Source organism: Corynebacterium antarcticum, assembly GCF_016595285.2.
In the GTDB taxonomy this organism is placed as follows: domain Bacteria; phylum Actinomycetota; class Actinomycetes; order Mycobacteriales; family Mycobacteriaceae; genus Corynebacterium; species Corynebacterium antarcticum.
Window position 1 is genome coordinate 184223 of sequence record NZ_JAENIP020000003.1, and the last position, 13940, is coordinate 198162.

Annotated in this window: 12 protein-coding genes; 2 read left to right on the forward strand and 10 right to left on the reverse strand. The window is 66.9% G+C overall.

The features are described 5' to 3' along the window. Positions 1 to 2: 2 nt before the first annotated feature. The 3 genes from JIM95_RS08190 to glpX all read right to left on the reverse strand — a co-directional run bounded on the left by JIM95_RS08190 (position 3) and on the right by glpX (position 3631). Positions 3 to 683, reverse strand: a complete 681-nt coding sequence (locus tag JIM95_RS08190) for a TetR/AcrR family transcriptional regulator (RefSeq protein WP_234034674.1) — start codon at positions 681 to 683, stop codon at positions 3 to 5. 193 nt (positions 684 to 876) lie between these two features. Continuing rightward, positions 877 to 2283, reverse strand: a complete 1407-nt coding sequence (locus tag JIM95_RS08195) for a class II fumarate hydratase (protein ID WP_200259873.1) — start codon at positions 2281 to 2283, stop codon at positions 877 to 879. Positions 2284 to 2629: 346 nt separating this feature from the next. Further along, positions 2630 to 3631, reverse strand: coding sequence for a class II fructose-bisphosphatase (gene glpX / locus JIM95_RS08200; RefSeq protein ID WP_198737491.1), 1002 nt, complete (start codon positions 3629 to 3631; stop codon positions 2630 to 2632). A 376-nt stretch (positions 3632 to 4007) separates the two neighbouring features. Here glpX and JIM95_RS08205 point away from each other — a divergent pair, with 376 nt between their 5' ends. Continuing rightward, positions 4008 to 4574, forward strand: coding sequence for a DUF4245 domain-containing protein (locus JIM95_RS08205; protein WP_200259876.1), 567 nt, complete (start codon positions 4008 to 4010; stop codon positions 4572 to 4574). A 25-nt stretch (positions 4575 to 4599) separates the two neighbouring features. Here JIM95_RS08205 and JIM95_RS08210 read toward each other — a convergent pair whose 3' ends face one another. Both JIM95_RS08210 and xseA read right to left on the reverse strand, forming a co-directional pair. Further along, positions 4600 to 4881 (reverse strand): exodeoxyribonuclease VII small subunit, encoded by a 282-nt coding sequence (locus tag JIM95_RS08210; RefSeq protein WP_248113517.1) that lies wholly within the window; start codon positions 4879 to 4881, stop codon positions 4600 to 4602. A gap of 37 nt (positions 4882 to 4918) precedes the next feature. Then, positions 4919 to 6157 (reverse strand): exodeoxyribonuclease VII large subunit, encoded by a 1239-nt coding sequence (gene xseA, locus JIM95_RS08215; protein ID WP_248232448.1) that lies wholly within the window; start codon positions 6155 to 6157, stop codon positions 4919 to 4921. Between the two features lie 116 nt (positions 6158 to 6273). Between xseA and JIM95_RS08220 the strand changes: the two genes are divergently transcribed. Then, positions 6274 to 7245 (forward strand): 4-hydroxy-3-methylbut-2-enyl diphosphate reductase, encoded by a 972-nt coding sequence (locus JIM95_RS08220; RefSeq protein ID WP_200259884.1) that lies wholly within the window; start codon positions 6274 to 6276, stop codon positions 7243 to 7245. Positions 7246 to 7724: 479 nt separating this feature from the next. Here the strand turns inward: JIM95_RS08220 and JIM95_RS08225 are convergent, their stop codons facing one another. The 5 genes from JIM95_RS08225 to JIM95_RS08245 all read right to left on the reverse strand — a co-directional run bounded on the left by JIM95_RS08225 (position 7725) and on the right by JIM95_RS08245 (position 13668). After that, positions 7725 to 8900, reverse strand: coding sequence for a DUF6542 domain-containing protein (locus JIM95_RS08225; protein WP_323373338.1), 1176 nt, complete (start codon positions 8898 to 8900; stop codon positions 7725 to 7727). A gap of 72 nt (positions 8901 to 8972) precedes the next feature. After that, positions 8973 to 10142 carry a DNA recombination protein RmuC gene (locus tag JIM95_RS08230; RefSeq protein ID WP_200259890.1) on the reverse strand — a complete coding sequence of 390 codons (1170 nt, stop codon included), beginning with the start codon at positions 10140 to 10142 and terminating at the stop codon, positions 8973 to 8975. A gap of 40 nt (positions 10143 to 10182) precedes the next feature. After that, positions 10183 to 11565 carry an AI-2E family transporter gene (locus JIM95_RS08235; protein WP_234034707.1) on the reverse strand — a complete coding sequence of 461 codons (1383 nt, stop codon included), beginning with the start codon at positions 11563 to 11565 and terminating at the stop codon, positions 10183 to 10185. Between the two features lie 286 nt (positions 11566 to 11851). Next, positions 11852 to 12043: a methionine/alanine import NSS transporter subunit MetS gene (gene metS / locus JIM95_RS08240; RefSeq protein WP_198735548.1), complete on the reverse strand. Its 192-nt coding sequence runs from the start codon at positions 12041 to 12043 to the stop codon at positions 11852 to 11854. Beyond that, complete coding sequence (locus JIM95_RS08245) at positions 12040 to 13668, reverse strand: sodium-dependent transporter (protein WP_200259893.1); 1629 nt, start codon at positions 13666 to 13668, stop codon at positions 12040 to 12042. The genes metS and JIM95_RS08245 overlap by 4 nt, the downstream gene beginning before the upstream one ends. Positions 13669 to 13940: the final 272 nt, after the last annotated feature.

Consider the following 13940-nt stretch of genomic DNA (forward strand, 5'->3'; position numbering starts at 1 on the left):
GCTCACGCGTTCTCGACCTCCTTCGTGAGTAGTCGGGTCATGTCCTCGAGTGCGTCGGTGCACCGGGTCCGCAGGTTGTCGGCCGTGGGGTCCGATCCCTCCATCCAGAGGTGGAACCCCAGCCTGATGGCGGTGGTGGACACGGCGACGACGGTCATCGCCTCGGCCCGGGGGGTGGCCTCGGGGAGCCGTCGTTCGGCCGGCCATGCCCGGAGATAGGAGGTGACGGTGTCGATCAGGCTGTCGTGGATGTCCGGGTATCTGGCGGTCCGTTGCAGGGAGAGCCGGGGTTCCGCCCGGCAGATCCGTCGCCGTCGGCGCAGCAGCTCTCCGGTGTCGACCGTGGACGGTGTGGCCAGGTCGCCGGCACAGGGCCGGAAAAGGTTGCTCATCCGGAACGCGCACCGCATCACCGCGTGGAAGAGATCCGGATGACGGTCCGAGACGAAGTCGGTCACCTCCTCCTCGGTCAGGGGTCGGGGTTGTTCACCGATGACGGCGGTCTCCTTGGAGTCGACGTAGTTGAAGAACGTGCGCCTCGAGATTCCCGCGGCGGAGCAGATGTCCTCGACGGTGACAGCGTCGAATCCGTGCTCGAGGACGAGCCGTGTCGCGTGATCGTCTATCGCCGCCCGTGTCGCCAGTCGCTTCGCCTCGCGCAGCGGGACATTGTCGTTGGTCATGTCCGTTACTGTACGCCCAAAAATGCACTAAGTGCAAAAATGCACGGAGTGAAATTAGGTGCTGTGTGGGGAAGCTGTGACACTGACCATGGCCCGGGGAATGTCCTGCGGCAACACGGGAAACCCCCGCAGCGCGAGAACGGCTGCGGGGGTCGGATCCCACCCGGACAGAAGGGGTGGAGCTGCGGGGAAACTACTTCGCGTCGCGGTCCGTGTTGCACATCGCGAGAACGTCGAGACGCTTGTCCAGCTCTTCCTCGGTGAGCTTGTCGCCGTCGACGAAACCGAGATCGATCACCGTCTGGCGGATGGTCTTGCCTTCCTTCAGTGCTGTCTTGGCGACCTTCGCGGCATTCTCGTAGCCGATCGCCGAGTTCAGGGGCGTCACGATGGACGGGGACGACTCCGCCAGAGTCTTCATGCGCTCCTCGTTCGGCTCGATGCCGTCGACGAGACGTTCCGCAAACACGCGCGAGGTGTTGGCCAGCAGGCGTGCGGACTCGAGGACGTTGCGGGCCATGACCGGGATGAACACATTCAGCTCGAACGCGCCCTGGGAGCCGCCGAAGGCGACCGCGGCATCGTTACCGATGACCTGTGCGGCGACCTGGGTCGCGGTCTCACACAGCACCGGGTTGACCTTGCCGGGCATGATGGAGGAACCGGGCTGCAGGTCGGGCAGGTGGATCTCGCCGAGGCCGGTGAGCGGGCCGGAGCCCATCCAGCGGATGTCGTTGGCGATCTTGTTCAGGGAGACGGCGATGGTACGCATCGCACCGGAGAACTCGACCAGCGCGTCGCGGTTGGCCTGGGCCTCGAAGTGGTTAACGCACTCGCGCAGTTCCTCGACCCCGGTCAGGTCCTTGAGCTCCACGGTGACCTTGGCACCGAAGTCGGCCGGGGTGTTCAGGCCGGTGCCGACGGCGGTACCGCCGATGGGCAATTCACCGAGACGCGGGAGAGTTGCCTCGACCCGCTCGATGCCGGCCTCGATCTGGCGGGCGTAGCCCGAGAACTCCTGGCCGAGGGTGACTGGGACGGCGTCCATCAGGTGGGTGCGGCCGGACTTGACGACGTTCTCCCACTCCGTGGCCTTCTTTGCCAGGGACTCCTGCAGGACCTTCAGGCCCGGGATGAGGTCCTTGACCGCGGCTTCGGTGGCGGCGACGTGCGTCGCGGTGGGGAAGGTGTCGTTCGAGGACTGGCCCATGTTGACGTGGTCGTTGGGGTGGACCTCGACGCCGTTCCTGCCCGCGATGGAGGCGATGACCTCATTGGTGTTCATGTTGGACGAGGTTCCTGAGCCGGTCTGGAAGACATCGATGGGGAACTCGTCGTCGTGCTTGCCCTCGGCGATCTCCTTCGCCGCGGCGATGATGGCGTTGGCCTTCTCCTCGTCGAGCAGGCCACGGTCGAGATTCACGCGGGCGCAGGCCGCCTTCAGCAGACCCATCGCGCGGATCTGCGCGGACTCCAGGCCGCGGCCGGAGATCGGGAAGTTCTCGACCGCACGCTGGGTCTGGGCGCGCCACAGGGCCTTCGCGGGTACCTTGACCTCGCCCATGGTGTCATGTTCGATGCGGAATTCCTGCTCAGTCATGAATAACCAACCTCTTCATTGTGTGTGTGGATGTCACACCGCGGAGGTGCCCGGGAGGTACGGAAGGAGACCCGGGCGTCGTGCGGTGCAGCTGATCCAAGTATGGCGGAAAAACCCGGGGGCCGTCAGGTTCCCGTCACCCTGAACCGTGTCCTGTGAAGCAGATCGCAGGGCAGGGCCGCGACCGGAGGTTGCGTGTGCACACATTCGGGGGTGGCAGGCGGGAATCGATACCTGCCCCGGCGTGTTTGTGTTCCTCCCGAAATGCGGTGAGGGCGCCAGCCCCGGTGACCGGGAGAGGCGCCCTCAGATGGCCCGGGGTCATGCGCCCCGGCACCTGATCGATCTAGGAGCCGTAGTCAACGACCGAGTACTCCTGGAGCTTCGCGAGCTGGTGCACCGACTCGATGTGGCGCACCGTGCCGGAGCGGGAGCGCATGACCAGGGAACGCGTCGTGGCGGAGGACGCGCGGTAGGTCACGCCCCGCAGCATGTCTCCCTTGGTCACACCGGTCGCGACGAAGTAGCAGTTGTCCGAGCGGACAAGATCGTCGGTGAACAGCACCCGGTCGAGATCGTGGCCGGCGTCGAGTGCGCGCTGGCGTTCCTCGTCGCTGGTGGGATGGAGCTTGCCCTGGATCTCGCCACCCATGCACTTCATCGCGCAGGCGGTGATGATGCCCTCCGGGGTACCACCGATGCCCATCATCAGGTCAACCGAGTTGGTGGTCTGCGCAGCTGCGACCGCACCGGCGACGTCGCCGTCGCGGATGAGGCGGATCTTCGCGCCGGCCTCGCGGATGTCCGCGATCAGCGAGCGGTGGCGCGGGCGGTCCAGCACGACGACGGTCACGTCATGCACCGGGATCCCCTTGCCCTTCGCCACGGCCTTGATGTTGTACTCGACGGGGGCGAGGATGTCGATCTTGCCGGCGGACTCCGGGCCGCACGCTATCTTGTCCATGTAGAAGACCGCGGACGGGTCGTACATCGAGCCACGTTCCGCTGCGGCGAGCACCGAGATGGCGTTCGGCCGGCCCTCCGCCATCAGTGTCGTACCGTCGACCGGGTCGACGGCGATGTCGACGTCGGCACCTTCACCGGTGCCGACTTCCTCTCCGTTGAACAGCATGGGGGCTTCGTCCTTCTCGCCCTCACCGATGACGATGACACCACGCATGTTGACGGAGTTGATGAGCTTTCGCATCGCATCGACTGCAGCGCCGTCGCCCTCGTTCTTCTTGCCGCGTCCAACCCACCTGCCGGATGCCAGTGCGCCTGCCTCGGTGACGCGGACGAGTTCCATCGCGAGGTTGCGGTCCGGACGCTCGGGTTTCTCGATGCTCATGATGTCAGTGCCTCCTGTAAGGCGCTCATGTGCGGCCCCGCCCCTCCACCGTTGCCGGGAAAACAGCCGGCACAGCGGGCGGGACGGAATATGACCGCTTGTTTGTAGTCGTAGGTCATGTGTTCTTCAGCTGCGGGCGCGCAGCCATGTTCCTCCAGGAGGCGCACCCGGCGCATCCCCGCACGTGCGCGGTACTGCGGCCGGGATCTGTCCGTGCGTCCGCTGTCTCCCATTGTTGCACTTTCTTGGCAGCGTGGGGGACAACCTGTTCGGTCCAGACGTCTGTTTCACCCCCGTACCGAGGTGTCCGGCGCCATCGGAGGCCGCCGTCAGCCGGGCGGGAGCTCACAGAGAGGGTTCTGACATACTGGGTCCCGTGGCCGAAAACAAACCCCGTATCTTCCAGGACAGCAGGGACATGGTGATGTCTCTGCTGGTCATCGTCGTCATCATGGCGCTCGTCGTCACCTTCACCGGGATGTGCTCCCTCCGCAAGGATCCCGTGGAGAACGGGCCCGTCCGCGAGGTCGACGCGCAGAGCTTCCTCGACCTCCAGGCACGGGCGGTGACGTTCCCGGTCAGGCTGCCCGAAAACCCCGGGGGGTGGGTGGCGAACTCCGCCCGCAGGCACCCGGTCAACAACACACCCGCCCCGCTCATCGGTTGGGTCACCGCGGACCGGGGGTATCTCCAGCTCCTGCAGACCGATCAACCCGCGGAGGACGCCGTGAAGCAGATCGACGCACACCCCCGCGAAGTCAACGGGTCCCGTGAGGTGGACGGTCGGGAGTTCACGGTCTGGACGCCTTTCGAGGATACCGCCGACACCGTCTGGACGACCACCTTGAGCGATGTCACTCTCGTGTTCGCGGGAACCGCCGACGAAGGGGAATTCCGCCAGCTCATCCACAACACCCTGGTCGCTGAGCCGATCCGGAACTGAGCCGGCGCGAACCCGGGGCCCGGTGTCACTCGGAGTCCGGGGCGCCCTCCGCCGGTGCGTCCGCGTCTCCGGACCGCAGGATGGCCTCGACCCGGTTCCTGGCACCATCGAGATGCTCCTCGCAGCGTCTGGCCAGCGCCTCGCCGCGCTCCCAGAACCTCAGGGACTCGTCCAGCGGCATCTGGCCGTGCTCGAGGATCTTGACGATCTCCACCAGTTCATCCCGTGCGGCCTCATAGTTGAGTTCCGCGACCGGGGGAAAGGCGTTCTCCTTCGGCTGTCCCGTACCTACAGCGTCACTGTTCACGTCGTCTCTCTCCTGTATCGATCTCGGGTGGGGCCGGTCAGTCAGCCGGTCGGGTCGCCATGGTTGCCGCGGTGATCGCGCCATCGGCGACGCGGATACGCAACTGGCTCCCGGGTGGGGTCTGGTCGATCGAGGTGACTACCTCGGGTTCGGCTCCGGCCGGCCCCACCTGCACGACAGCGTAGCCGCGGGCGAGCGTGGCGGACGGACCCAGGGTGGCCACCCTCGACCGGAGCGCCTGGATCCGGGTCTCCTGCCTGTCCAGATCGTGGGTCACCTGGACGCGGAGATGCCGGACGAACTGCGCGAGCTCGTCCGAACGCCGGGTGATCGGCAGCATCGGGTCCGCGAGGACGGGGCGGCTGCGCAGATCCCGCAGGCCCTGCGACTGGCGCTGCACCCAGCCGCGCAGCGCCTGGGCGCTCCGCGCCCGCAGCTCCTGGATCAGGGCCCGCTGCTCGGCGACATCGGGGACCACCCGCTTCGCGGCGTCAGTGGGGGTGGCCGCGCGCAGATCCGCCACGTTGTCCAGCACCGGGGTGTCCGGCTCATGCCCGATCGCGCTGACCACCGGCGTCGATGCAGCGGCGACGGCCCGCTGCAGGGACTCCTCCGAGAAGGGCAGGAGGTCCTCCACCGATCCACCACCGCGGGCGATGATGATCACGTCGACCTCCGGGTCGGCATCGAGCGTTCCCAGGGCCCGGATGATCTCGGGTGCGGCCGTCGCCCCCTGGACCGGCGTGTTGATGACCCGGAAACGAACCTCCGGCCACCGGTCCCTCGCGACGGAGAGCACGTCCCGCTCGGCGGCGGAGCCCCGGCCGGTGATCAACCCGACGCAGTTCGGCAGGTAGGGCAATCGCTTCTTCCGCCCCGGGTCGAACAGTCCCTCGGCGGCCAGTGTCCGGCGCAGCATCTCGATCCGGGCGAGCAATTCACCGATGCCCACCGGGCGTATCTCGGTCACCCACAGTGAGAAACTGCCCCGCCCGGGGTAGAACGCGGGCTTGCCGTGCACGAGCACCCGTTCCCCGTCACGGAGCGGTGTGGGCGAGTTGCGGAGCAGCGACGTGTAACAGGTCAGCTGCACGCTGGCATCGGCTTCCGTGTCGCGGAGGGTGAGGTAGGACAGCTTCCAGGTCGGCTTCGCGTTGATCTGCGTGAGCTGTCCCTCCACCCAGATGTGTCCCAGACGTTCGATCCAGGCCTTGACCTTGGCGTTCACCTCCCGGACGGGCCACGGATTGTCGGCGGAGGGAGCTGCTTGACTCACAGGCGCGCTTCTCCTAACGGGAACTCGGGATCGTGGGCTTCGGGAACCGTGCTCTCGGCCGGCTACGAAACCCTGATTGTAGGCGTTCAACCGGACCATTGGTTACGCTGTAGCCCATGACGTCACCCGTAGCCACCGAAAAAAAGGTCCTGCTCGCCGCCCCGCGCGGTTACTGTGCCGGGGTCGACCGCGCGGTCGAGACCGTCGAGCGGGCCCTGGAGAAGTACGGCGCCCCGGTGTACGTGCGTAAGGAGATCGTGCACAACCGATATGTCGTGGACACCCTCGCCGAACGCGGAGCGATCTTCGTCGATGAGACCTTCCAGGTACCGGAGGGCGCACACCTCGTCTTTTCCGCGCACGGTGTCAGCCCCGCCGTGCACGCGGAGGCCAGGACACTCGATCTCAAGACCTTGGACGCAACCTGCCCGCTCGTCACCAAGGTCCACAACGAGGTGAAGCGGTTCGCGAAGCAGGGATACCAGATCCTGCTCATCGGACACGAGGGGCATGAGGAGGTCGAGGGAACCGCCGGCGAGGCTCCGGACGTCGTCCACCTCGTCGATGGAGTCGAGGGCGTCGACAAGCTCGACTTCGACGGCAGCGAGAAACTCATCTGGTTGTCCCAGACCACGCTCTCCGTTGACGAGACCATGACCATCGTCAACCTGCTGAAGCAGAAGTACCCGCAACTCCAGGATCCGCCCTCCGACGACATCTGCTACGCGACCCAGAACCGCCAGGTGGCGGTCAAGGCCATCGCCGAACAGTGCCAGCTGATGATCGTCGTCGGATCCCAGAACTCCTCGAACTCCAAGCGCCTCGTCGAGGTCGCCCTCCAGGCCGGGACCGACGCGAGCTATCTCGTCGACTACGCCTCGCAGGTGGACACCGCATGGTTCGAGGGGGTCAGCTGCGTCGGCGTGACCTCCGGTGCCTCCGTACCGGAGATCCTCGTCCGCGACGTCCTCGAGCTCCTCGCCGAGCACGGCTACTCGAAGGTCGAGGAGGTCACCACCGCCGCGGAGAAGCTGGTCTTCGCCCTTCCCCGTGACCTGCGGCCGAAGGACTCCGTCGGACGTCGCTGACCGCCACCGACCGGGTGGTGCCCGGGTGACCGTTCCCGCCTTCCGGGACCGGTGGTCCCTCCGCGCGGGGTGGAGATCGACGCGATGAGCGGCGGCGGGGTGATCATCCGCTCGCGGAATCGTACACTCACCCTGTCGCGGACCCTGCGACCCGGGGACAGCCCCCGGGGATGACGGGGAAAACCGGGATCGCCTGCCCCGGTGACCCGTTCCCCTCCGTCCTTTCGGTACGGTTTGCCGGGCGGGGGGTCGTCGAAGCGAACCAACTCACCGGACTCCGGGAGTGATGGACCCGGGGGGATCTGGCTCGACCGGCAGGTTCCGTGTTCTCCGTGCTCCACGTGGTGGTCTGTCACCACGGCCGGTCCCCGTTGTTCCCGTGGGAGGGGAATCATGCGGGACACACCGGAAGGAACGACAGCGGTCGAACGGTGACGGACCGTGTGACCGCTGTGATGGCCGCCGATCACCGGCGGAGGTCAGCTGTAGAGATCGTCGTCCAGCCACCGTCGGCGTCGCTTCGGTGGCGTCTGCGGCGTCTCCTCCGCCGTGTCGTGATCCGGACGACCGGACCGGGACACGGACCCCTCGGCCCCGCGGCCCTCCCCGATGAGGTGCTGCTCCCTGCGGGGACGCTGCGGGCGCGCGACAGGTCGGCGACGCGGGCCGCGCGGGTAGTCGGAGGAATCCTCCCGCTGGCGCAGTTCCCGCGGATCCTGAATCCGGCGACGGGCGGGTTCCCCGACGGAATAGCGCTCGCGCCGGACATCCGGGCCCGGACGGCGGTCATCCTGACCGAGGGGCCGGTGTGTCTCCGGCCGCTCCCGTCCGGGTTGACCGTCCACCTGTCGATCGGGCCACACCACCCGCCGCTTGCGTGGCGTACCGGTCGCTTCGTCGCGGTTCCGTTGGGGCTGGGCCTGTTGCCCGGAGGGCGGTCGACCGGGCCCCTCTACGGGCCGTCGGACGGGGCGCTGTACACCGTTCCCACGGCCGTCCCCGGAATCCGACCGCAGCCGCCGGCGCCGCAGTGCGGCTTCCTCCGCGCTCTTCCGGCGGAGCTCCGCGACCGTCGGTCGGGTGTCACCCTCGGTCTTCTCCCGGCGGGCCCGGGCGCTGACACTGCGCGCCCTGGCAGTGGTGGCGATGTTGCGCTGCTCGGCGTCGGTGATCTGCTTTCGGGCCTGACGGTGGGTGTGCTCGGCCATGGCCTGCAGCTGGCGTACCCGGGTGAGGCGCAGAACGGCGATGAGGATGCACCCGACGGTGGTCGCCGCGAGAATCGGGAAATGCTGGGCCAGTGGATAGATCGCCGTGGCGATGCCCGTCGCTGAGAATGCGTCGCTTCCCTCCGCGGCGCTGGAGCGGGCGATCGTCCACGCGGCTACCGGGGTGGCGACACCGAACAACAGCGGAACACCGGCGGTGGTCAACCAGAGTCCGCGGGGTGTCACGAAGAGGGTGCATCCGAGGGCCGACGCGGCGAAGAGTGTGAGATAGACGGCGCTGATCTGCTGCTGGTCGATGCTGACGAACGTCCCCACCGCCAGCGCGAGGATCATGATGACGGGACAGCACCATGTCGGAATTCCGGCGCGCCGGGCTGAGGGGCCGGGGCGCCGGGTACTAGACCGATTCGGAGGCTGCTGGGGCACGAGACGCTATGTTACCGACTTCCGCGCTGAAATTCGGTACCGTCACCCCGTGGTGCGGCTGGGCCCCGTCGTTCAGGCATCCTCGGTTCCGGACTCCGGGGCGCCGGAAGCCTCCACCGGTGCGATCCTCCGGCCCCTCCCCGTCGCCTGGCGCAGCACAGTGGGGCGGGTGGATCCCCCGGGGCCGGCCTCCATTTCATTGAGGGTGCGCGCGGTGACCATCACCCGGGACTCCAGGGAACCCAACGTCGAGTTGTAGGCGTCCACCGCGCGATCCAGGGCGGTACCCACCTTGTTGTAATGCTCCGCCATGGTGTTCAACCGGGAATACAGCTGCCGTCCGAGCCGGTGGATCGCCGCAGCCTGCTCGTTGACCGCCTCCTGCTGCCATCCGAGTCCCACGGTGCGTAGGAGTGCGACCAGCGTCGTCGGTGTCGCGAGGATGATGTTCCGCGAGAACGCGTGCTCGAGCAGCTCGGGGTCCGTGGTCAGTGCGGCATCGAGGAAGGGATCGGCCGGGACGAAGAGCACGGTGAACTCGGGGGTCCGCTCGAACGCGGCCGAGTAGTTCTTCGACGACAGCTGATTGACGTGGGTGCGCAGCTGGTGCGCGTGACGGCGGAGGTGGGCGGCGTGTTCCTCGGGGTCCTCGGTGTCCAGGGCGTCCAGATACGCGGAGAAGGGTACCTTGGAGTCCACGATGATGGTCCGGCCCCCGGACAGGCGCACCACGAGATCGGGACGGAGCGGGCCCTCCGGTCCGCGTGCGGAAACCTGCGTGTCGAAGTCGCAGTAGCGCACCATGCCGGCCATCTCCACAACCCGCTCCAGCTGCATCTCGCCCCACCTGCCGCGGACCTGGGGCGCGCGCAGTGCCGTGACGAGTTTGCCCGTCCGGTCCGACAGCATCGTCGACGTCCTCGTCATCGACTGCACCTGACTGCTCAACGCGGCGTAGGCCTCGACCCGCTCCTGCTCCAGCGCCCGGACCTGCTGGCTCAGCTGAACCACGGCCTGCTGCAGCGGTGCGAGGGAGGTGCTGACCCGTCCGGTGAGCTGTTCGGCGGCGGCGGAGGTTCGTTCGGCGGTGTCCGCCCGGAGTTGCGCGGAGGCGAGCTCCGCGAGCCGTTCGACGTCGGTGGCGGTCGCCCTGGAATTCTGTCCGCGGGCGAGCCAGCCGAGTACCGCACCGATCGCGATGCCGAGAACCAGGGTGAGGAGGAATGTGACGGACGGACTCATGGGAACCACTGTGCCATCCGCACCGGACACAGGGAGGGCGCTAGCGCGGCGTGTCGAAAAGGTGTGCGAATTTCGAGGTGACGTCCTGGAACCGGGCCCGATATGCCGCGGATGTGGGCGGACCCGGGGCGGCACCCATGTCCCTGTCATCGTCATCGCCGGGGGTCCGCAGATCGCCGGTCCCATCACCGACGGAGCGTCGCGCCGCCCGCATCCTGCGCCCCGCCTCCTCGCCGTGGCGGGCGGTCAGTGATCCGGCGACGGTGGCGAAGACGATCTGGTCCGCGGTCTTCTCTCCGGCACGTAGCGCGACCATGTCCGAGAGGTACCGGAAGAGCACCGCGACCATCGCCGCCGTGGGCACCGCGAGGAATGCCCCCATGATGCCGAACAGGCCACCACCGACGGTGACGGAGACCAGCACGATCACCGGGTGCAGGTTCATCGCCTTGGACTGGAGCCAGGGGGAGAGGACGTAGCCCTCGAACTGCTGGACCGCGATCACGAGTATCAGCACCAGGACCGCCTCGGTCATCCCCAGGGACACGAATGCGATGAGTACCGCCAGTGCCCCCGCCACGACGGCGCCGACGATGGGGATGAATCCGGCGATGAAGGTGAGCACCGCGAGGACCAGCGCCATCGGTACCCCGATCAGCACGAGGCCGAGACCGATGAACATCGCGTCCATCAACGCCACGACCGCCTGTGCGCGGATGAACCCTGACAGGGTGTTCCAGGAACGGGTCAGGAGTTCGGTCAGGTGCCAACCGATCCTCGGCCCCGTCACCGCCCGCAGCCAGGGCAGGAACCTGTCGCCGTCCTTGAGGAAGAAGAAGGTCAGAACCAGGACGATGCCGAGCATGATGAGGATGGTCGACGCGACACCGAGTCCGGCGAAGATCTCACCGGCGATCGTCGAGGCCTGTTTCTGCAGCCACGTCGCCCCCTCGGCGAGCCAGTCACCCAGATCATTGCCCTGGAACTGGACGGGGGGATCCTGCAGCCACAGCTGGACCCGCTGGACGCCCTCGAACGCCTGGTAGTAGAGGGCCTGCGACTGTCGGGCGACACTGGGGGCCATCAGCGCGATCATCCCGCTGAATAACGCGAGGGTGCCGACGATCGTGACGATCGCGGCCAGTGCGCCGGGCACGCCGTGCCGCCGGAGCCAGCTGGCGGGTTGGTAGAGCACGGAGGAGACGATCAGGGCGAGGACGACCGGCAGGACGCCCTGCCACACCTTCAGCAGAATGAAACCGACCATGTAGGTCGCGGCGGAGACGATCAGCAGTCGGAGGCACCAGGCCGCGAACTCGCGCAGGCCTTCGGCGATGATCTCCGAGCGGTCGATGGGCGCGTCGGGCTGGAACTCCTCGAACGTCCGGGAGGCCTCGTCGGCGAGGGTCTCCGGCCCGCGCAGCGACTGATCGCCCGTCGGATGCGGCGACGCCGTCGAGTCGAAGGGCCCGGACAGCGGCGAGCCGTCTCCGGGACTGGTGTCGGAGACGCTGTCGGATGAATCGCGGGGGTCGTTCACAATCCCTATATTGCCCTAAATCAGTGTGCGCCTGAACACGGTGCCCCGATGGTGGGCTGACGGGACGTGGGGCAGGGCCCGGTTCCCGCCCCCCCCGGAACCGGAAACCCGCCCGCGACCGTGGTTGACGGTCGGGGCGGGTTCGGGCCCGGTTGGGACCAGGGGCGGATCAGTCGGTGTTGCGGGCCGGGGGACCGGCCTTCTCCTGCTCGATCAGGACATCGTCCGTCGCGAGGTGCGAGTCGCCGAGGATCCCGGAGGAGTCGTCGGGGTGCTTGCGCAGGGCGAGGATGCTGACCAGGAGGCCGCCCCAGATGACCACCATGAACAGGATCATCATCATGATTGCGATACCACTCATTTGCGGGCTCCTAACTGTTCGACCGCGAAGCCGGCGTGACGCGGGCGCTGCGGATCGTATTTCTGCGGGGTGGTGATCTCGAGCTGCAGGTCGGGGTCGACGCCGAAGTCGGAGCCGGGAGGGCCGACCAGGGCGATGTTGCCGCGCCACGGGACGAGACTCATGACGACCGCCGCGACGACGATCAGCCCGACGACGCCCCAGCCCCAGAGGTTGATCTGGAGGTCGGTGTAGCCGCCGTAGTTCTCCTGGACGAGACTGATGAGCTCCTGGAGGAGGGTGTAACCGAGGACGATGGTGGTGATGTTCACGACGCAGACCCGCCACAGGTTGCCGACCCGGAAGCTGGACACCGCGTTGAGGTGCAGCGCCATCTCGTCCGCACGACGGAGGATCCAGTCGAGGATGATGATGGCGATCAGTGCGATGCCGACGATGCCGATGTTGTTGACGAACTTGTCCATGATGTCGAGCGTCGCGAGACCGGAGGTCGTGGCGAACAGCGTCAGGGAGATCAGGGTCATGACGACACCGACGCTGAGAGCCGTGGCCTTGCGCGGCAGGTTGAGCTTGTCCTTGACCGCGGAGACGACGACCTCGAGGAGGGAGAACAGTGACGTGAATCCGGCGACCGTCAGGCAGCCGAAGAACATGACACCGAAGACCGGTCCCAGTGGCATCTGGTTGATGATCGTCGGGAAGGCGATGAACGCCAGGCCGATGCCGGAGGTGGCGACCTCGTCGACGGCGACGTTCTGCTGCACGGCCATGTAGCCGAGAGCGGAGAAGACTCCGATGCCGGCGAGAACCTCGAAGGAGGAGTTCGCGAACGCGGTCACCAGGCCGGTGCCCGTCAGGTTGGTGCGCGGCTTCAGGTAGGACGAGTACGTCAGCATGATGCCGAAACAGATCGACAGGGAGAAGAAGATCTGGCCGTACGCGGCGACCCACACGCCCGGATCGCTCAGCGCGGCCCAGTTCGGGGTGAAGAAGGCGTCGAGGCCCTCAGCTGCGCCCTCCAGAGTGACGGAGTAGCCGACGACGAGGATGAACAGCACCGTCAGGATCGGCATGAACACCTTGGAGATGCGTCCGATGCCCTCGTCCACGCCCATCGCGAGAACTATGATGGCCAGAACCCACACGAACGCCAGCGCGAGTGCGATCTGCGGGACGATGTCCATGGACATCATCTGGGTGCTGTCGAACTTGAGGAAGTCCTCGAAGAAGTAGGTGTTGGGGTCGCTGCCCCACGCCGTGTTGAAGGACTTCAGGGTGTAGAGCGCCGCCCAGCCGATGATGGCCGCGTAGTAGATCGTGATGATGAAACAGACGCCGACCTGCACCCAACCGACCGGCTCGGCCCACGTCCGCAGACGGCGGTAGGCGAGGGGAGCGGAGCCACGGAACCGGTGGCCCATGGCGTAGTCGAGGAAGAGGAGGGGGATACCCGCGGTGATCAGAGCCACCATGTAGGGGATCAGGAATGCGCCGCCGCCGTTTTCATAGGCGACGTAGGGGAAGCGCCAAATATTACCCAGGCCCACGGCGGAACCGATCGCCGCCAGCAGGAACGCTATGCGGGTGGAGAATACTTCGCGACCTTGAGAAGTGTCAGCAGCCATTGCCGGCCTTTCGGATCAAGTCGGATGAGGAGATGCCGCGGCGATCGGTGGGCGTCGGGGTGGTGACTGTGATCACGGCCGCGGTCAGGTGTCCGGCTCAGGTGTCGGTGGCAGGGGTGGCGCCACGCCAACTACCTTCAGCGCGTTCTACGGGTTTTCTTAACCTCGCATGACTCTAGCAGCTCATTTCACTGCATGGAACAAGATGCCCGTCGGGTGGGAACGTGGGTGGTCTGGGAGGGAGCGGATCATGACAAGTCGCCACCGGCGTG